The sequence below is a fragment of the Psychrobacter sp. 1Y10 genome (assembly GCF_052259005.1).
Classification (GTDB): Bacteria; Pseudomonadota; Gammaproteobacteria; order Pseudomonadales; family Moraxellaceae; genus Psychrobacter; species Psychrobacter saeujeotis.
This window is the reverse complement of sequence record NZ_JBQQES010000026.1, coordinates 1-749: the sequence shown is the minus strand read 5'-3', so window position 1 is coordinate 749 and position 749 is coordinate 1. Positions and strand designations below refer to the sequence as shown.

General features: G+C 69.3%; 1 protein-coding gene and 1 pseudogene. One reads left to right on the top strand and one right to left on the bottom strand.

Going from position 1 to position 749, the window contains the following annotated elements; all coding sequences use genetic code 11:
- Positions 1 to 168, bottom strand: a pseudogene (gene croR, locus ACTXGH_RS13765) (3-hydroxybutyryl-CoA dehydratase); the annotation flags it as partial.
- 190 nt (positions 169 to 358) lie between these two features.
- Between croR and ACTXGH_RS13760 the strand changes: the two are divergent.
- The coding region (locus tag ACTXGH_RS13760) for a cation diffusion facilitator family transporter (RefSeq protein WP_459112914.1) at positions 359 to 749 on the top strand (391 nt) is incomplete at its 3' end.

Genomic DNA, 749 nt, shown 5'->3' with positions numbered 1-749 from the left:
GCCGAACGGCGTGCGGGCGGCGAAGTGCTCGGACAGGTGGATCGGGTTGCGATCGCCGGTGATCTCGGCGAATCCGACGACGTCGGAGGACGCGATGGTCTTCGAGAGGGTTTCCGACAACCCGACCTCGAGATCCTCGAAATAGAGCACGCGCAATTCGGGCAGCATGGCTCGGCAGACCTCCGGTTCCGGCCGGTCGCAACTCTGGCGCGGCCGGCTCAACAAGACCGCGTCGCACGATCGCGCCGCCGAATCCACCCGGACGAAGGCGCAAGATCCGTGAACTTTCTTGAGGCGCGGACAGGGTTTTCTCAACAGCGGCTCGACAGGCGCGCCGCACTCGGCGATGACGCGCCCCGTGACCGCTGAACCCGCCGCCCGTCCCGAGCCGCCCGCCCTGCGCCCGGTCGTCGCCCGCGTGGCGGCGCTCAACCTCGGCTATTTCGGCATCGAGATCGCGGTGGCGCTCGCCATCGGATCCGTGGCGCTCATCGCCGACAGCCTCGATTTCCTGGAAGACGCGGCGATCAACCTGCTGATCTTCGCCGGCCTGTCCTGGAGCGCGCGCAACCGCGCGCGGCTCGGCACCGCGATGGCGTTCATCCTGCTCGTGCCGGCCCTGGCGACCGCCTACGCCGCCTATGAGAAATTCGCAGACTTCGTTCCCCCGGCGGCCCTGCCGCTGACGCTGACCGGCCTCGGCGCGCTCGCGGTGAACCTCACCTGCGCGCTGATGCTCGCCCGGCACC